Source organism: Paraburkholderia fynbosensis (assembly GCF_902859935.1).
GTDB lineage: Bacteria > Pseudomonadota > Gammaproteobacteria > Burkholderiales > Burkholderiaceae > Paraburkholderia > Paraburkholderia fynbosensis.
Map to the genome: position 1 here is coordinate 76,570 of NZ_CADIKI010000022.1, position 18,421 is coordinate 94,990.

The following is an 18,421-nucleotide window of genomic DNA, read 5'->3' on the forward strand; positions in this document are numbered from 1 at the left end:
GCAGTCGCGCTGTGCCCGATTTTCACGGTGATCGCGGCCCGCATCGTTGCGGTGCAACGGTAGCGCAAAGCGTAGAGCGCAACGCGTGCGCTCTCGTCAGATCACTGCGACGCATGGGCCGCCCGATACCCTCGCCGCCCAATCGCCAGCGTCAGCACAGCGGACACCGCAAGGCTCGCCGCCACGACATAAAGCCCAGCCGCGTACCCGCCCGTCACGCTCTTCAACCATCCAATCGCAAACGGCCCCACGAAACCACCGAGGTTGCCGATCGAGTTGATCATCGCAATCCCAGCCGCCGCGCCCGCGCCGGACAGGAACGTGCTCGGCATCGCCCACAGCGGCGCCTTCGCCGCGCTGATGCCCACGTTCACCACCACCAGCGCCATCACGACGGCGACCGCCGTGTCCGCGACGCCAGCCCATGCGAGCCCCAACGCCGCCGCCACGCACGGAATCACCACATGCCAGGTGCGCTCGCCGCGGCGGTCCGAACGGCGCGCCCACCACACCATGCCGATCACCGCCAGCACGCTCGGAATCGCATTCAACGCGCCGGTGCCGAATGCGCTGAAGCCGAACTGCCGGATGATCAGCGGCGCCCACAAGCCCAGCGTGTAGAGCCCCGCCGACGTGCCGAAGTAGATCATCGCGAGAATCCATACGCGCAGATCGCGTAGTGCGGCGAGCGCCCCTTCCGCATGCCCTGCCTGTGACTCGCGCCCTCTGCGCTCGTCGCGCAAGGTGGCGATGAGCCACGCTTTTTCATCATCGGCGAGCCACTTTGCCTTGTCGGGCGAATCGGTGAGCGCTTTGAGCACGACAAAGCCGAGCAGCACCGCCGGGATCGCCTCGAGAACGAACAGCCACTGCCAGTCCTTCAGACCGAACAGCGTGGGCATTTGCATGATCGCGCCGGAGATCGGCGAACCGATCGCTGTCGACAACGGCGCCGCCGCCATGAACGCGGCAGCGGCGACCGCGCGCTGACGCGCCGGAAACCACAGACTCAGATAGAGAATGATGCCGGGAAAGAAGCCGGCTTCGGCGACGCCGAGCAGAAAACGCAGCGTGTAGAACGAGTTCGGACCGGTCACGAAGGCCGAGGCCGCGGAAACGAGCCCCCACGTCACCATCACGCGAGCGATCCAGATGCGCGCGCCGACCTTGTGCAGGATCAGGTTCGACGGTACTTCGAACATAAAGTACCCCAGAAAGAAGATGCCGCCGCCGAGGCCGAACATGGTCGGCGTGAGGCCGAGATCCTGGTTCATCGTCATCGCCGCGAAGCCGACGTTCACGCGATCGAGAAAGCTGACGAAGTACAGCAGCATCACGAAAGGCAAAATGCGCCAGGTCAGCTTGCGAACCACACGGGCTTGCAATTCATTGTTCATGCCTGTCTCCACTCAATCTCTGCATGGGTGCAGTGAGATCGCCCGTGGCGGGTCTGCCCGGGCGTTATGTTTTTGTGTGAACTGCGCGGCGCTTCACGCCGCCTTGGCTTCAGCCGATGCCTGCGATGCGAGCAGCGCGCACACCGCATCGGTCACCTGCACGGTGGTCGCGTTGCCGCCGAGGTCGCCGGTATGCAGCGACGGGTCCGCCGTCACGCGTTCGATCGCCGCCATCAACTGACGGGCCGCGGCGTGCTCGCCGAGATGATCGAGCATCATCACCACCGACCAGAAGGTGCCGACCGGGTTCGCGAGCCCCTTACCCATGATGTCGAATGCGGAGCCGTGAATCGGCTCGAACATCGACGGATAGCGCCGCTCGGGATCGAGGTTCGCTGTCGGCGCGATGCCGAGGCTGCCCGCGAGCGCCGCCGCGAGATCGCTGAGAATGTCCGCGTGCAGGTTGGTGGCCACGATCGTGTCCAGCGTGGCGGGCCTGTTCACCATGCGCGCGGTGGCGGCGTCGACCAGCTCCTTGTCCCAGCGCACGTCCGGAAACTCCTTCGAGATCTGCAGCGCGATCTCGTCCCACATCACCATCGCGTGGCGTTGCGCATTGCTCTTGGTGATCACCGTGAGCAGCTTGCGGGGCCGCGACTGGGCGAGGCGAAACGCGAAACGCAGAATCCGTTCGACACCCGCTCGGGTCATCATCGAGACGTCGGTCGCGACTTCGATCGGATGGCCCTGATGCGCGCGCCCGCCGACGCCGGCATACTCGCCCTCCGAGTTCTCGCGCACGATCACCCAGTCGAGGTCCTTTGGCGCGCAGCGTTTCAACGGCGCGTCGATGCCGGGCAGAATGCGCGTGGGCCGCACGTTCGCGTACTGATCGAAGCCCTGGCAGATCTTCAGGCGCAGGCCCCACAGCGTCACGTGATCGGGAATCTGCGGGTCGCCCGCCGAGCCGAACAGGATCGCATCCTTGTTGCGGAGCGCGTCGAGTCCGTCGGCCGGCATCATCACGCCATGCTCGCGATAGTAGTCGCCGCCCCAGCCGAAATCTTCGAACTCGAACCCGAAGGCGTCGCTGCGCGCGGCGATCGCTTCGAGCACACGCTGGCCGGCGGGCACGACCTCCTTGCCGATACCGTCGCCGGGGATGGTTGCAATGCGGTAGGTCTTCACTGGGTGTCTCCATTGTGTTGAATGCATGGCTGCATCGTAGAACGGCGACTGCCCGCGAAAACGCTGCTAGACTCAAAGCATCCTTAACCCTAGGTTAACAATGGACCCGCTTCCATGAGTGCGTCGATACAACCGGACGACCTCGCGTTCTTCTCCACGCTCGCCGCCAGCGGCAGTCTCACGGCGGCGGCGCGCGAACTGGGCCTGAGCACGGCGGCCGTCAGCAAGCACCTCGCCCAAATGGAAGCGCGCGCGGGCGTGTCGCTCGTCAATCGCACGACCCGGCGCATGAGCCTCACGCCCGAGGGCGATCTGTACCTGACGCGCGCGCGCCGCATCCTCGGCGAAATGGACGATCTCGCGCAACTGCTCGGCGGCTCGCAGGCGGCGCCCAAAGGCCTGCTGCGCGTGAATGCGACACTCGGCTTTGGCCGCAGTCACGTCGCCCCGCTGATCTCGAAGTTCGTGCGGCGCTTCCCCGAGGTGGACGTGCAGTTGCAACTCTCCGTCGATCCGCCGCCGATCAGCGAGGATGCCTTCGACGTATGCGTGCGTTTCGGCGAGCCGCCGGACGCGCGCGTGATCGCGCGCCGCGTCGCGCCGAACCGGCGCTTGCTGTGCGCATCGCCGGCCTATCTTGCCGGGCGGCGTGCACCGCGCAGTCCGGCGGAGCTGGCGCAGCACAACTGCATCGGCATTCGCCAGGGCGACGACGGCTACGGCCTATGGCGCCTGACGAGCGGACGCGGCGCGAGCGAGAGAACGGAGACGGTGCGTGTGCGCGGCAATCTCACCACCAACGACGGCGAAATCGCGGTGAAGTGGGCACTGGACGGACTGGGAATTCTAATGCGGGCGGAGTGGGATATCGCGGAGTATCTCGCCGATGGCCGGCTCGTTCATGTGCTGCCCGACTACCGCACACCGGGCGCCGATATCTACGCGGTGTATCCGCAGCAGTTGCAGATGACGGCGCGGGTGAAAGCCTTCGTTGACATGCTGGTCGAGACGCTCGGCGCGCGCTGAACGGACTGCGTCGCGCCGGGCGTCTGCCTGACCGCTTACTGGCTTGCGCCTGCGGCCTTCTTCTCGGCCTGCTGCAGCTTGGCCGGATAGTTCGGGTCGTTCGCGGCGGGCTGATAGCCGGCGTCTTCGAGCTTCTTCAACTCGGCGTTCTTCTTCGCACGGGCCTGCTTGCGTGCCGCCTTGCGCTCGGCTTTGGTGGGCTTTGCCGGCGTCGTGGCCGCATCGGCCGGCGCGACCGACGCGTCGCCGGTGTTCTGAGCCAAGGCGAGCGGAATGCCGCCTGCCACCATGGCGATGACCGAGACGCCAAGCATGATTCGTTTAATGGCAATGCTCTTCATAACGGATATTCCCTCTGGAAAGTTGGCAATAGTATTGAAGGCTGTCTGCGAGTTTTCGTTTACGACGGCGAGTCGCACGCGGTCTTCTTTCGGTATGAGCTCGCAGTTAAAGCTTACAGGCAAACGGCGTGATTGCATCTGGCGGATGTCGCATCGCAGCGTCAGTGCGCAGTTGTCAGATGGAAGAGGAAATGATAGGGGGCCAAAGTCGTTCAATGAACTTGGGATGCGTCCTTACGATAGTTCTGCAATGCAGAACTGCGGAAACAGCAGATGCCTCCTCATTTCAACTTGCCGTTCGACTTCTTTCCGTTCACTACAAGCGCTTATCTAAAAAAATATGATGCAGAGCGCATGCTAAGTGTTTTCCCTATTTTGGCCTGCATTGCAGACTAACTCCCTGATTTCCCCCGTTGACATCGAACGAACGGTCGTGCCAAATTGCGCGTGCATCCTGTGACCAGGCACGCAATCGATGAATGCGCCATAGCGTCGGCCCGACCCGCAATCTGCCAACCCGCAGGCGAGCCGCATCCAACTCAGGCGCGTACCCGCCAGGCCAATATTTCGCATCCCTGATCAGTTTGCGAAGGCGCGTTGTCGTCCATCGACATTGCCATGCCCGGACAGGTTGCGAAAAAACGCGAAGGTCGCGAGAGCCGTGCAGCACCCGCCGCATTCGCCCGTTCAGTCGATTCCAAAAAACAAGGAGACACGCAGCATGCCGGCAAGTCATCGTAATCGGATTGGCGTCATTCTCGGGTTGATGGGTGCGTGCGGTGGGCTTGCCCCAGGGCGCGTATGCACAAAGCAGCGTCACGCTGTACGGTATCGTCGACGCGTCGCTCCTCTACACCAACAAAACGCTCGACCCCGCAACCGGCCAGAGCGCTGGCCATCAATACTCGTTCACCGACAGCGGCTTGTCCGGATCGCGCTTCGGCATGCGCGGCGCCGAAGATCTCGGCGGCGGCATGCGGGCGATCTTTCAGCTAGAAAGCGGCATCAGCGTCGCTACCGGCGCACTCAGCAATTCGAACGACAACCTGTTCGGCCGCCTCGCCTATGTTGGCGTGGAAAGCCGCTTCGGCACGGTCAAGGCCGGCTTGCAGTTCTCGCCGTTCTTCCTCGCGGTGTACGACTTCGATCCGCGCGATATGGCGTACTTCGGCAGCGGTCTCGTCACCTACCTGAACAATGTCTATGTGACCGGCCTCTTCAACCCCAACGGCATTTCGTACACGTCGCCGGAGATCGCCGGTCTGCAAGCCAGCGCGATGCTGGCGCTCGGCGGCGCGGCCGGCGATTTCCAGGCCGGCCGCCAGTACTCGGCCAGCCTGCGCTATCACCTGGGTGCATTGACCGTCGATGCCGCGCTCTACAGCGGCAATGCCGGCGGCAGCGCGGCGTCGATCCCGGTGCCGAGCGTGGTCGAATTCAACGGCCGAGCGATCGGCGCGAGCTACGTCTTCAACGACCTGACGGTGAAAGCGTCGTACGTGCAGTACAAGGTCGCGGGCTCGTTCAACAGTCGCGTCTATTCAGGCGGCGCGAGCTATCGCATCACGCCGGCGTTGAATGTCGATGCGGGCGTATGGGTCACGCGCGACGCGAATGAAACGTCGAACAACTCGGTGCTGGCGTCGACGGGGCTGACGTATTCACTGTCGAAGGCGACCGTGACCTATGGACAGGTCGGCTTCGTGACCAATCATGGCGGCATGCACAACGGGCTGTCTGTCAACAACGCGCTGAACCTGCCGACGGGCACGACGGCCGGTGTGAACGTCGGCATCCGTCACACGTTCTAGCAAGGGCGCGGCGCTCGAGGCGCTCTGCTCGAGACCGATCGCCATTGACCGATGCGCCGCGTGAGCGGCGCTTCGCGTCATGTGTGCGCGCGCTCGCGCCTACGCGTCGGCGGCTACTGGTCGAAGCCCGGATTGCGCCGCGTCAGACGACGCAGCAAACCAGGCCACACCAGATCGGCGCCCTTGCCTTTACTCACTGCGCGCGCCTGCTCGCCCATCGTCGCGATGATCGACTGCGGCACCTCGATCAGCTTGCCGCCTGCCTGCGCGAGAATCTGAATCCGGCATGACGTCTCGAACAGATACATCGCCTGAAATGCTTCGGCGACCGAACGACCGCAGGTCAGCAAGCCATGATTGCGCAACATCATGGAATTGGCGCTGCCGAGATCGGCGACGAGCGTCGCCTTTTCGGCATCCCGCAACGCGACGCCTTCGTAGTCGTGATACGCGAGGTTCGTCAGCACGAAGCCCGCTTGCTGCGACACCGGCAGCAGACCGTCCTGCTGCGCCGCGACGGCCACTCCGTACGCGGTATGCGTGTGCAGCACGCAATTCACGTCGGGCCGCGCCTCGTGCACGGCGCTATGAATGACGAAGCCGGCGGGATTCACGTCGAAGGTCGTCGGCATGACCGGGCGCCCCTCGTGGTCCACTTTGACGAGGCTCGACGCGGTGATCTCCTCGAAAAAAAGGCCGTACGGGTTGATCAGAAACTCGTGCTCGTGCCCCGGCACGCGCGCCGAAATATGCGTAAAGACCAGATCGTCCCAACCGAACAGCGCGACCAGTCGATACGCAGCCGCGAGATCGACGCGGATTTGCCATTCTTCTGGCGACACCAGGTGACGAACGCTGGGAATGTCGAGTGCTGGATTCATGAGTGACCTTCATGGGAATAGAGGCGCGGCGTGGGGAGTGCTGGCATGTCTGCATTGCAGAATAGTGGCGCGGAGAAATCAATGTCAAGCGGTCCTCCCCTGTCTTTACCACCGAGCGTCATGCCGCCCGTTTCACAAACCGTCGGTGCATACCAGATACAAGCCACAGTGTGCCTCCCAAGGATTCGTGCATGTTGCATCGATTCTTCGCCAAAAAAGGCAAGCCGCCTAAGTGACTTCCCTGAAAAATCTGCAATGCAGAACGATCGAATGCAAAACCCTATTGACGCAAAGCGAACGCTCGTGCCAAATTCCTTTCGCACCACCACCGATTGAATTCGGAAGTCAGCGTCATCGAGGGGCGTTTTTTCAACCGTTGGCAAGCGTCGTCTGATTCGAGCAGCGGCGGTTGTCCCGTGCGCAAGTATGGCGGCTCGCGCGGCAGTGCCTGAAGCCAGGGCCTTGCTCGCACGATGCGCCTAGCTGGAGGGTGTCAAAGCGTGGATATGTTCTTGCAGCAGGTCCTCAACGGGTTGACGCTCGGCGGCATTTACAGCCTCGTCGCGCTCGGCCTCACGCTGGTCTACGGCATTCTCGCGGTGCCGAACTTCGCGCACGGCGCGTTCTACATGGTCGGCGCATTCGTGTCGTTCTACCTGATGAACCGGCTCGGCCTGAACTACTGGCTCGCGATGCTCGGCGCCGGCCTCGCGGTCGCGCTGCTCGCGATTCTCGCCGAGCGCCTCGTATTCCACCCGCTGCGCAAGTCCTCCGAACTGCATCCGATGATCGCGGCGATCGGCCTGCTCCTCTTTCTCGAAGCCGGCGCGCAAGCGATCTGGGGCGCCGACTTTCACCGCATGCCGACGCCTTATGCGGGCATCGTCGAACTGGGCGGCGTAAGCGCGCCGTTGCAGCGCCTTCTGATCATCGGCGCCGCGTTCGCGCTGGTGGTGCTGCTGCAACTGTTCCTCAGATTCACGGTGATCGGCTCGAGCATCATCGCGATGGCGCAGGACCGCGAAGGCGCGTCGCTGATGGGCATCGACGCGAACAAGGTGACCATGCTCACCTTCGGCATTTCCGGCCTGCTCGCCGCGGTGGCCGCCACCCTCTACGCGCCGATCAACCTGGTTTATCCGGCGATGGGCCAGTTGGTGATCCTGAAGGCCTTCGTGATCATCATTCTCGGCGGCATGGGCAGCGTGCCCGGCGCGATCGTCGGCGGGCTCATCATCGGCATGGCGGAGAGCTTCGGCGCGTTCTATATCTCGACCGACTCCAAGGACATCATCGCGTTCGTGCTGCTGGTGGTGATCCTGTCGGTTCGTCCTCAGGGGCTCTTCACCAGGGAACTGCGCGCGTCATGAACTCACTCATGAAACCATTCGAGGGCAAACGGGGATGGACGCTGCTGTTCGTGCTCGGGCTGCTGTTCCCCTTCGCCGCCATCAACGACTACATGCTCACCGTGATGTCCACCGCGTACATCTTCGCGCTGGCCACCGTCGGGCTGAATCTGATCACCGGCTACACCGGCCAGTTCAATCTCGCGCACGGCAGCTTCATGGCGGTGGGTGCGTACACGGTCGGCATTCTCACGGTCGATCATCAGGTGCCGTTCTGGCTCGCGTTCGTCGCGGCCGGCGTGGTGGTGGCGGTGCTCGGCGCGCTGATCGGACTCGTGTCGCTGCGCCTGCGCGGCCATTACTTTTCGATCTTCACGCTGTGCGTCGGCTACATCATGTTTCTCGTGATCGAGAAGTGGGATGGTCTCACGCACGGCGTGACGGACATCATCGGTATTCCGGCGCCTGCGGGTTTCGGCATCGTGTCGTTCGAGAATCCTCGCGCGCTGTACTACCTGGTGTTCGCGTTCCTCGTGCTCGGCGTGTGGCTGATGCATCGCATCGTCGATTCGCTGCTCGGGCGCACCTTCATGGCGATCCGCAACAGCGATGGACTCGCGCAATCGCTCGGCATCAACCTGATGCGCAACAAGGTGCTGGCCTTCGTGCTGTCGGTCGTGTATGCGGGGCTCGCGGGCGGACTGTATGCGGGCGCCGTGCGCTTTCTGGGCCCGGACCTCGCGGGCGTCGAGCACACGTTCGACATGACCATGTACATGCTGGTGGGCGGTATCGGCACGCTCGCGGGTCCGCTGCTCGGCGCCCTGATCATTCCGTGGCTCACGCAGTATCTGCAGTTTCTGCAGGAGTATCGCTTCGTCGTGTTCGGGCCGATCCTGATTCTGCTGGTGATCTTTTTGCCCAACGGCATCGTCGGTCTGTTTCAGGCGAGGCAGCTCCGGCGCACTCCACTGCCCGCGCCAGCCGGTGCGATGGCCGCGCGTCGCCCCCAACCCACCGGAGGCGACGGTCATGCTTGAAATCGACTCGCTCAAGAAGCGCTTCGGCGGCCTCGTCGCGGTGGACGACGTCAGCACGCGCATCGAAGCCGGCAAGGTCAACGCGATCATCGGACCGAACGGCGCGGGCAAGACCACCTTCTTCAATCTGATCAGCGGCACGCATCTGCCGACCTCGGGCCGCATCCGCTTCAAGGGCGAGGACGTGACGAAGCTCGGCGCCGACCGGATGGCGCGGCTCGGCGTCGCGCGTACGTTCCAGTCCACCGCGCTGTTCGACCGCGCGAGCGTGCTCGACAACCTGATCGTCGGCCACCGTCTGCGCACGCGCTCGGGGCTGTGGGACGTGCTCACGCACTCGCGGCGACTGATCCACGAGGAGCGCATGTGCCGCGACAAGGCGCGTGAAGCGCTCGACTTCGTCGGCCTGTCGGCAATCGCGGCGCGCATGGCCGGCGACATTTCGCAGGAAGAGCGCAAACGCGCGGCCGTCGCGCTCGCGCTCGCCACCGAGCCGAGCCTGATGCTGCTGGATGAGCCCGCCGGCGGCGTGAATCCCGAAGAAACCGAAGGCCTCGCCGATCTGATCCGCAAGCTCGTGAAACACGGTGTGACGGTGTGCCTCGTCGAACACAAGATGAACATGGTCATGAAGCTCGCGGACCGCATCATGGTGCTGAACTACGGCCGGAAAATCGCCGAGGGCACGCCTGCCGAGATTCGCGCGAACCCGGCCGTGATCGACGCTTACCTGGGGAGCGAGCATGCTGAAGTTTGACAACGTGTCGCTCGACTACGGCAGCTTTCGCGCGCTCGACGGCATCAACCTGCACGCCGACGACGGCGAACTGGTCGTGCTGCTCGGCGCCAACGGCGCCGGCAAAAGCTCGATTTTTCTCGCGACCAGCGGCTTGCGCCGCGCGGCGAGCGGCAGCCTGCGCTTCGGCCCACGCGAGCTGCTTGGCATGACGCCCGCGCAGATCGTGCGCAGCGGCGTGATTCAGTGTCCCGAGGGACGCAAGCTGTTTCCCGGCATGTCGGTGCTGAAGAACCTCACGCTCGGCGCGTACGTGCATCGCGGCGACAAGGCCGGCAATCAGCGCAATCTCGACCAGGTGTTTACGCTCTTTCCGCTGCTCGCCGAACGCAAGGACCATGCGGCCGGCTCGCTGTCCGGCGGCCAGCAGCAGATGGTCGCGATCGGCCGCGCGATGATGGCGCGGCCCAAGGTGTTACTGCTCGACGAACCGTCGCTCGGTCTCGCGCCGCTGGTAGTCAAGCAGGTATTCGACGTGATCCAGCAGATCAACCGCGCGGGCACGACCGTGCTGCTCGCCGAACAGAACGCATTCGCCGCGCTGAAGATCGCGCACCGTGCATACGTGATCGAGAACGGGCGCATCGTGCTCGAAGGCGATCACGCGAGCCTGATGAATAACGAAGCGATCCGCCGCGCGTACGTCGGCGGGTGATGCATTCGTTGCGTTGCCCGCGCGCGGTCAGCGCCCACGCATTCCAACATTGAAGGAGACACATATGACGATCAAACGCTTGCGCGGCCTCGCCGCGGTCATGGCAACCGTCGCCACGACCGCGTTGATGAGCACGGGCGCCGCGATGGCGCAGCAGGTGGTGCACATCGGCTTCTCGGGGCCGCTGAGCGGAGGCGCGGCGAAGTACGGCCAGGAAGTGCTCGACGGCATGCAGATGGCCGCCGCCGACGTCAATCAGGCCGGCATCGACGTGGCCGGCAAGAAGATCAAATTCGAAGTCGTCGCGCTCGATGACAAGTACAACCCCAGCGAAACCGCGATCAACGCGCGGCGTCTCGCGCAGGAACAGCAGGCCGCGGTGGTGCTCGTGCCGCATTCGGGCGGCGGCTTCGCGGTGCAGACCAGCAACGAGCAGCAGAAGCTGCTGTTGCTGTCCTACACGAGCGTTCCGCAGATCAGCGAACGCGGCAACAAACTGACCATACGGATTCCACCCGCCTTCACGTCGTATCTGAATTCGTTCATCAAGTATGAAATGACGACCTACGGCAAGAAGGCCGCGCTGGCCGCGACCGATACCGACTACGGCAAGGTCTGGGTGGCCGCGTTCAAGCCCGCGTGGGAGGCGGCCGGCGGCACGATCGTGGCCGATAACGCGATGTCGTATAACCGCGCGACCGATTTCTATAGCGGCGTGAGCCGCGTGCTCGCGGCCAGACCGGATGTGATGTTCATCGGCGGGCCCTCGGAGCCGACCGGCCTCGTCGCCCAGCAGGCACGCGAACTGGGCTTCAAGGGCGGCTTCATCGTGATGGATCAGGCCAAGCTCGACGAAGTCGCCAAGGTGACGAGCGGCTATGCGCCGCTGAACGGCTCGATCGGCGTGCTGCCGCTCGCTAATGAGGACACGCCGAACGCGAAGGCCTTTGTCGAACGCTTCCGCAAGAGTCATGGTGGCCGCGACCCGAGCCAGGAAGTGTCGCTGAATTACACGGCGGTCTATGCGACGGCGCTTGCGATGAAAATGGCCGGCACCGTCAGCGACGCGAGCGCGATCCGCAACCAGTTCGACAAGGCCGTGAAGGCGCTGCCGCCGCAAAACAATCCGCAAAGCGTGACCGGCGTCGATGCTCAGGGTGGATTCGTGATCGGTAATCCGCTGGCGGCGGTGGTTCAGGGTGGGCAGTTGAAGTCGGCGGCGTTGAGTTCGCTGACGGCGGCGAAGTGAGGCTCTACTGCTGATGTGCGAGACAGGCGCCGTGTGAGATATGGCGCCTGTCGGTATCTGAAGCCCGAAACACCGCGGTTCGAAACCCGAAAGACGCGATCAAGGCGTCCAGCGATAAACCACGATGCTGGAGCCGTTGTAGTTGTCTTTCGTGATCACATATTCGCCGGTCGATCTCAGGTACGACCTGAGCCCATACATCGAATCCACGTCGTTACCGACATCCACCGTACCCGGGCTCGTGTTGATCAGCGTGGTGTCGAGGCTGCCCGTCGTGAGATTGAAAACGTCGATGTTCGGTACGGTGTGCACGTAGCCGAGGAAGAGATAGTTGCCGGCCGCCGTCATCGACTTGGGATTGGCGCTCGGGATGTTGATCACCGGGTCCGGCCTGGTGGTGTTGCCCGCGCTCCAGCCGTGATACACCTCGATTCTCGTCTGTATGGCCGTCCAGTCCCAGCTGCCCGCTATGCCCTGCGCAAGGATCATGGTGTCGCTTTCCGGCAGATAGATGATGCGCGTCAGCGGCCGGATGCTCTGCGGCGTGGAGATCGTGATGGCGGGCCCCCAGCTCGGCTTGCCATTGGCATCGAAGCCGGTCAGCGGGTAATGGTAGATGTGGTTCGTCCGGTCGAGGCCCGCCCAGACGTCGCCCCGGCTGTCGATGCAGAATCCGCCCGTGACCTGCAGATTCGTATTGAACGCGGGCCCCGGAATCGATGCGTCCGGTATGGCGATGTAACCGTTCGCCGCGTTGAAGTGGAAGAAGTAGAAGATACCGGGGTTCTGGCCTGACGCCACGAGAATCCGGTTTCCGCCGACCGCGACGAGCTGACCGAAATGCTCGTCGCGCTGGGTGTCGTTCATGTTGAGGCGCGGATCGGACGGATAGCTGAACGGGTCGATCGTGTTCGCGACGAAGGTGCCGCCCGCGGTGCCGGTGTAGATGTGGCTGCCGCCATAGAAGTAGGCGCCGTCGGTGAGCGGGTCCGGCGCGGCGACTCCCTCGAAGTTCAGAGACTGAAGCTTCCACTGCACATTGCCCGCGCTGTCGTAGGCATGCAGGTCGGTGGCGCCGTTGCGGCCCAGGTCCCAGCCGCCGCCCCATGGATTGTCGAGCACGTACAGATTGCCGGCGGCGTCCCTGCCGATGCCCACGACGCGCGTGAAACGCTTGTCACCGACCTGGCCTTTGATGCCGGTGGTCGTGTCGAGGTAACCGCCCTGCACGCCGAACGTGCCGACCTGCGTTGGCGTACCCGCGATGTTGTACAGCTTGATGTTCATGTCGGGGCCTTCATCGCCGACCATCAATTGCCCGGACCATGCATCGAAATAGAGCGCGGAAGGCCGCGAGGCGGCGCCCATCTGAATGGTGTTCAACACGTTGCCGGTCGGACCGAATTCGACCACCGTGCCCGCGCTCTTGCGGGCCACCCAGAGATTGCCCGCGCCATCGACCGCGAGTGCGCCGGGACTCGACACGCTGATGTCCCGCTGCCAGACGCCATCGGTCGTGAAGACCCGGACGCGATTGCTGAATATGTCGCTCGCATAGAGGAGCGAGCCCGAGGTCGCGAGTCCGGTGATCACATCGCCCCGGGCAACGGCGTTCCACACGCTAACGGAGATGACGAGATCGCGTTGGCCCGTCACACGGTTGTATCGTCCTATCGAGCCCGTACCGGCCGAGGTGCCGAACTGCAAGGGCGTGAAGATCGACGTGGCATTGCCGGTAATGGCACCGCCCTGAAACTCGCTGTTGATGCCGATGGAACCGATCGCCTTGCCGTTCTGGTAGATCGCGACGCCCCCTTCGTTCTCGTCCCACAGCGATGCCGTATAGATGACGCCTTCGGGCGCCACCCACATCGAGCGAGCCGCGTTGCCCACGTGGGCGGCAAGGGTTCCGGCGGTGTTGGCGAGCCAGTCGGTGGTGTATTGCGCCTGAGAGGATGGCGCAATGAGTGCGAGCAGCGTTGTCACGGCGGCCACGAATGCGGCATGAATTCGTTTATTGATCATGGGTGATGTGTCCTGACGGCGGGGCGTCAGTCACATGGGAGCGCGGGATGGAATGCCGAGTATCCGAGAAAAAAATGCATTAGTCAGACAATAAATATCTGAAAAAAATCGGCTGAAGTGGAAATCGGCAAGGATTGCGTGGCAGAAAGGGCCTTCCCTTTGTCGTTGCCCTTCGTTCACCAAGCATTCGTGAAAACTGCCCGTTGATTCGTCTGCTGGCGCAAAGACCAGTCTTCGTCGTATGGGCGTTCTTTGAAGCGGAAAACGACGCCCCTCACCCCTTCAACGCCCCCGCAATCTGCTCCCGGACCTGCGGCCTTTCGGCAAACGGATCCGTCGGATTGCACGCCGTCACGATATCCTCCGCACGCGTCTTCACCGCACCCAGCGCATTCGGATGCGAATAGATATAAAACCGCTCTGCACGAATCGCATCGAATACCATCGCAGCAACTTGCTCAGCGCTGATCTTCCCCGAGCTCACCGCCTTCTCGCTCAACGCGCGCGACACGCGTTGCGACAAAGTCGGCGGCGCATCGTTGGCGAGTTCCGCCGGCCGGTTACGCTGCGCGTGCGCAATCCCCGTCGGCACGAAGTACGGACATAGCACCGAGCACGCCACCTGCCGCGTGACCAGCGAAAGATCCTGATACAGCGACTCCGTCAACGAAACCACTGCGTGTTTCGACACGTTGTACGGCCCCATCATCGGCGGATTGAGCAGGCCCGCCATCGACGCGGTGTTGACGATGTGTCCGCGATAACCGGCATCGCGTCGCGCCGCCTCCAGCATCAGTGGCGTGAACGCGCGCACGCCGTGAATCACGCCCCACAGATTGACGCCGAGCAGCCATTGCCAATCGCGCTCGGTGTTCTCCCACACGAGTCCCCCGCTGCCGCCCACGCCCGCATTGTTGAACACCAGATGCACGCCGCCGAACGCGTCGAGCGTGGCGCGCGCGAGCGCATCGACCTCGTCGCCCTTCGCCACATCCACGCGACGCGCGACAGCCTGCGCGCCGGCCGCGCTCACCTCGGCGAAAGTTTCGTCGAGTGCGTCCTGCTGCACATCGGCCAGCACGAGCCGCATGCCGAGCTTCGTGCCGAGCCTCGCGAACTCACGACCGAAGCCGGACCCCGCGCCGGTGATCACCGCAACCTTGTCTGCGAAATTGTCCATGCGTCGTCCCATTGCCAGCTGATATCGGTTGATAAAGCGCCTGCACCAGCCACCTGCCCTAACCCGCGGCAGGATAAAACCGGTCACGCAACTCACGCTTGAGCACCTTGCCGATCGCACTGCGCGGCAAGCTGTCGACAAAGCGCAGCGCCGAGAGCCGCTGCATCTTGCCGAGCCGCGCATTGACCCAGGCCAGCAGCGTGTCGGCGTCGATCCGTGCATGCGCGGCGCGCACCACGAACGCAACCGGCGTCTCGCCCCATTGCTCCGATTGCGCACCGACCACGGCCACTTCCGCGACGTCGGGATGCCGGCTCACTTCTGCTTCCAGATCGCTCGGATACACGTTGAAGCCGCCCGAAATGATCATGTCCTTCTTGCGATCGAGCAGCGTCAGAAAGCCGTCCTCGTCGAAGCGGCCCATGTCGCCGGTGCGAATGAAGCGCTTGCCGCTCGGGTCGTACCACTGCGCTTGCGCGGTCTTGTCGGGCTGCCGGTAGTAGCCGGACATCATCGCGGGCGAATGGCCGACGATCTCGCCCACCTCGCCCGCCGGCACCTCGTTGCCGAACTCGTCGATCAGCCGGATGTCGTGCCCTTGCATCGGCCGGCCGACCGAATGCAGCTTGCCCGGCCATTCGTCGGCTTCCAGCTGGCACGAGCCGCCGCCTTCGGTCATTCCGTAGTACTCGGTCAGCCTGCCGGGCCAGCGGCGCACCACGTCCGCCTTGATGCTCGCTGCGAACGGCGCGCTGGTGCAGAACTTGGCCTGGGAGCTGGACAGGTCGTAACGGTCGAAATCCGGATGCGCCATCAGGCGCTGATCTGCACCGGCACGAGCATCGTGTGCGTCACGCGATGCCGTTGCGCGAGCTCCAGATAGCGCGTGGTCTCGAACTTCGGCATCAGCACGACGGTGCCGCCGAAGGTCAGCGTCGGCATGAAACTCACGAGCGTGGTGTTCGAATACAACGGCGTGGAAATCAGCGTGATCGCGTCGGGTCCGTAGCCGCGCTGAATGCTGCGCACCGCGTACGCCCAGCGCATGCCGTGCGATTGCACGATGCCCTTCGGCGTGCCCGTGGTGCCGGACGAGTAGATGATGTTGAACGGCCACGCCGGATCGATCGTCACTGCCGCGGGCGTCGCGCGCGGCGGCGCGAGCCACGCGTCGAGCGCGGCGCTGTCCGCGTGAGCGTCGAGTGCGATCGGCGTCGCGTCGATTTGTGCGGCGACCGGTTCGAGCGCACGCTTGACCTCTGCATCGACGAACAGCAGCCGCGCACCCGAGTTGCCGATCATGCCGACGAGACTCGCCGCGCTCGACGACGGCGCGAGCGGCGCGACCGCCGCGCCCGCGCGCAAGCCGCCGAGAAACGCCACCACGTAGTCAACCGATGCGGCCGCGCACAACGCAATCGCATCGCGCGGCTGGATGCCGTCGCGCTGCAACGCGGCGGCAAACCGGTCGACGCGCGCATCGAGCGCCGCGTAGCTGAGCACTTCGTCTGCGCAGATCAACGCCGGATGCTCGCCGCGCTCCCTACCGAAGCGGCGCAACATATCGGTGATGCACACGAACGGTTCGTCCTGCAGAGTATCGAGCCATGTCATCGCGCCGCGCCTCCATCGCCGTTGTCTGCCTTACCACACGACGCGGCGTTACGCGCGGCGTCCTCTTCCTGCAACACGCGCCATAAAATCTTGCCGCTGCCCGACTTCGGCAACGACGTGACGAACTCGACGATGCGCGGCGTCTTGTACGCTGCCATCTGCTCGTGCGCCCAGTCGATGATCTCCTGCGCGGCAATCTTCCCTGCATGCGCCGCATCGGGCACCACCAGCGCCTTCACGGTCTCGCCGCGCTTCTCGTCCTTGACGCCGATCACGCACACCTCGTGAATTGCCGGATGCCGGTACATCAACGCTTCGACCTCGGCCGGCCAGACCTTGTAGCCGGATGCGTTGATCATCCGTTTGAGGCGGTCGGTCATAAAGAAGTAGCCGTCCTCGTCGATATGCCCGAGGTCGCCGGTACGCAGAAAGCGCTTGCCGTCGAGTTCGATGAACGCCTCGGCGGTCGCTTGCGGATTGCGCCAGTAGCCACGCATCACCTGCGGCGCGTTCACGACGATCTCGCCGGTCTCCCCTTGCGGCAGTTCCTGCAACGTGACCGGGTCGATCACGCGCGAGTCCACGTCGAACACGGGAATGCCCAGGCACTGCGGTTTTGGACGATGCGGCGGATTGATGTGCGTGCCGGCAATCGTCTCCGACATACCATAGCCTTCGACGTAATCGAGGCCGGTGAGCGCCTTGAGCTTGCGCGCGATCGCGTCCGGCATCGCCGCGCCGCCGCCGCGCGCGCCGCTCAGGCTCGACAGGTCGTATTCGCCCAGCCTCGGGTTCGACAGAAAGTCGACCATCATTGTCGAAATCGACTGCCACGCGGTGACGCGATATTTCTGCATGCATAGCGCGGCCGCGTCGCGATCCCAGCGCGGCAGGACGACGATGGTCGCGCCGGAGAACACCGCGCTGTTCATGCCGCCCTGCATGCCGGTCACGTGAAAGAACGGCAGCACCGAAATATAAACCCCGTCGGCAGGCGCCGCGAACCACACGCAGCCGCCGAGCAGCGTGCTCATCACGCTGCGATGCGTGTGCATGCAGCCCTTCGGCTTGCCGGTCGTGCCGGACGTGTATGGCATCACGCACAGATCGTCGGCGCCCGCGGTCAGCGGGCCTGGCGCGATGTGGAGATCGAGCACGGCTTGCCATGAAGTCACGCCATCCACATTGAAGTGTTTGCGCGGCGCCGCGACGAATTCGGGCACGGCGATCGGCGATGGCCGCTTCAGATAATCGCTATACGTTGCGACGATGACGTGTTCGAGCCCCTGGCCCGGTCCCTTGCCGATCAACGGCTCGACGTTTGCGAACAGGCATTGCGGCGCGATGATCGTGGTCGCGCCGCTGTCCTCGACGTAGTGCGCCAGTTCGGCGCTCATGTTCATCGGATTGACCGGCACGACCACCGCGTTGGCCCGCAGAATGCCGTAGTAAGCGATGATCCATTGCGGGCTGTTCTGCATGTAGAGCAGCACGCGGTCGCCCGCTTTCACGTTGCACTCCTGCTGCAAGAAGCCCGCGATGCGCTCGGCCTCGTCCTTGAACTCGGCGAATGACACCGGCGTGTCGTAAAAAACAATAAACGGCTTGGCGGGAAAGCGCGCCGCCGAGACCTCGGCGTTGTAGAAAATGTTGGTCTCGGGCAGCGTCAGATGCAGTGGCACTTGCGGCGGCCAATGCGCGTGATGGCGTTCGTTCATGAGCGTCTCCTGCTTGACTGTCGGCGCGCGCTTCACTGTTGCTGCGCGCTTCGTTCGTGTTCGCCGCGCGGGCGCGTAGGGCTGCGCTCGTGCTTCGGCTGGTGAGCCGGCCAATGCGTCGCGATGCACGGCGCGGCGGCGCTTGATGCGT

The 18,421-nt window shown here is 63.8% G+C and carries 14 protein-coding genes and 1 pseudogene; 7 read left to right on the plus strand and 8 right to left on the minus strand.

Going from position 1 to position 18,421, the window contains the following annotated elements; all coding sequences use genetic code 11:
* Positions 1-101: 101 nt before the first annotated feature.
* Together HV770_RS29745 and HV770_RS29750 are read right to left on the minus strand one after the other, a co-directional pair.
* A complete protein-coding gene (locus HV770_RS29745; RefSeq protein WP_175165115.1) occupies positions 102-1,397 on the minus strand; it encodes an MFS transporter in 1,296 nt (431 codons plus the stop codon).
* Between the two features lie 93 nt (positions 1,398-1,490).
* Entirely contained in the window at positions 1,491-2,585 is a 1,095-nt protein-coding gene (locus HV770_RS29750; RefSeq protein WP_175165116.1) for a tartrate dehydrogenase, read from the minus strand.
* Positions 2,586-2,699: 114 nt separating this feature from the next.
* On the opposite strand from HV770_RS29750, the gene HV770_RS29755 reads away from it, so the two are divergent.
* Positions 2,700-3,611 (plus strand): LysR family transcriptional regulator, encoded by a 912-nt coding sequence (locus HV770_RS29755; RefSeq protein ID WP_175165117.1) that lies wholly within the window; start codon positions 2,700-2,702, stop codon positions 3,609-3,611.
* Positions 3,612-3,646: 35 nt separating this feature from the next.
* Here HV770_RS29755 and HV770_RS29760 read toward each other — a convergent pair whose 3' ends face one another.
* Entirely contained in the window at positions 3,647-3,952 is a 306-nt protein-coding gene (locus HV770_RS29760; RefSeq protein WP_175165173.1) for a hypothetical protein, read from the minus strand.
* 770 nt (positions 3,953-4,722) lie between these two features.
* On the opposite strand from HV770_RS29760, the gene HV770_RS29765 reads away from it, so the two are divergent.
* Entirely contained in the window at positions 4,723-5,763 is a 1,041-nt protein-coding gene (locus HV770_RS29765; RefSeq protein ID WP_175165118.1) for a porin, read from the plus strand.
* 113 nt (positions 5,764-5,876) lie between these two features.
* Here HV770_RS29765 and HV770_RS29770 read toward each other — a convergent pair whose 3' ends face one another.
* Positions 5,877-6,644, minus strand: a complete 768-nt coding sequence (locus tag HV770_RS29770; RefSeq protein ID WP_175165119.1) for a class II aldolase/adducin family protein — start codon at positions 6,642-6,644, stop codon at positions 5,877-5,879.
* A 506-nt stretch (positions 6,645-7,150) separates the two neighbouring features.
* On the opposite strand from HV770_RS29770, the gene HV770_RS29775 reads away from it, so the two are divergent.
* From HV770_RS29775 to HV770_RS29795, 5 genes are all read left to right on the plus strand, one after another.
* Positions 7,151-8,014: a branched-chain amino acid ABC transporter permease gene (locus HV770_RS29775; RefSeq protein ID WP_425497492.1), complete on the plus strand. Its 864-nt coding sequence runs from the start codon at positions 7,151-7,153 to the stop codon at positions 8,012-8,014.
* 8 nt (positions 8,015-8,022) lie between these two features.
* Complete coding sequence (locus tag HV770_RS29780; RefSeq protein WP_175165120.1) at positions 8,023-9,033, plus strand: branched-chain amino acid ABC transporter permease; 1,011 nt, start codon at positions 8,023-8,025, stop codon at positions 9,031-9,033.
* Positions 9,026-9,790, plus strand: coding sequence for an ABC transporter ATP-binding protein (locus HV770_RS29785; protein WP_175165121.1), 765 nt, complete (start codon positions 9,026-9,028; stop codon positions 9,788-9,790). Before HV770_RS29780 ends, HV770_RS29785 begins: the two co-directional genes overlap by 8 nt.
* Positions 9,777-10,484 (plus strand): ABC transporter ATP-binding protein, encoded by a 708-nt coding sequence (locus tag HV770_RS29790; protein ID WP_175165122.1) that lies wholly within the window; start codon positions 9,777-9,779, stop codon positions 10,482-10,484. The genes HV770_RS29785 and HV770_RS29790 overlap by 14 nt, the downstream gene beginning before the upstream one ends.
* A gap of 64 nt (positions 10,485-10,548) precedes the next feature.
* Complete coding sequence (locus HV770_RS29795) at positions 10,549-11,733, plus strand: ABC transporter substrate-binding protein (RefSeq protein ID WP_175165123.1); 1,185 nt, start codon at positions 10,549-10,551, stop codon at positions 11,731-11,733.
* 99 nt (positions 11,734-11,832) lie between these two features.
* On the opposite strand, the gene HV770_RS29800 is transcribed toward HV770_RS29795, so the two are convergent.
* From HV770_RS29800 to HV770_RS29815, 4 genes and pseudogenes are all read right to left on the minus strand, one after another.
* Positions 11,833-13,758: an SMP-30/gluconolactonase/LRE family protein gene (locus HV770_RS29800; protein ID WP_175165124.1), complete on the minus strand. Its 1,926-nt coding sequence runs from the start codon at positions 13,756-13,758 to the stop codon at positions 11,833-11,835.
* A gap of 274 nt (positions 13,759-14,032) precedes the next feature.
* A complete protein-coding gene (locus HV770_RS29805; RefSeq protein WP_175165125.1) occupies positions 14,033-14,938 on the minus strand; it encodes an SDR family oxidoreductase in 906 nt (301 codons plus the stop codon).
* A gap of 58 nt (positions 14,939-14,996) precedes the next feature.
* Positions 14,997-16,552 (minus strand): annotated as a pseudogene (locus tag HV770_RS29810) (class I adenylate-forming enzyme family protein).
* Positions 16,549-18,270, minus strand: coding sequence for a long-chain fatty acid--CoA ligase (locus HV770_RS29815; RefSeq protein ID WP_175165126.1), 1,722 nt, complete (start codon positions 18,268-18,270; stop codon positions 16,549-16,551). Before HV770_RS29815 ends, HV770_RS29810 begins: the two are co-directional and overlap by 4 nt.
* Between the last annotated feature and the right edge of the window lie 151 nt (positions 18,271-18,421).